General features: G+C 66.7%; 1 pseudogene. It reads left to right on the forward strand.

The features are described from left to right. Positions 1 to 25 precede the first annotated feature (25 nt). Positions 26 to 255, forward strand: a pseudogene (locus tag ACLBX8_RS32255) (IS110 family transposase); the annotation flags it as partial.

The raw sequence follows: 255 nt of genomic DNA on the forward strand, positions 1-255 counted from the left end.
CCACGCTCATGCAGGAGCCATCCCCATGGAGATCACCACCGTCGGCATCGATCTGGCCAAAAGCATCTTTCAGGTTCACGCCGTCGATGCAGTTGGGCACGTCGTCGTGCGCAAGGCCTTGAGGCGGACGCAGGTCGTGCCGTTCTTCGCCAAGCTGCCGCGATGCCTGGTCGGCATGGAGGCGTGCGGCACAGCGCACCACTGGGCCCGGGAGCTCATGAGCCTCGGCCACGACGTGCGGCTGATGCCGCCGGC

The organism is Methylobacterium sp. D48H, assembly GCF_053345715.1.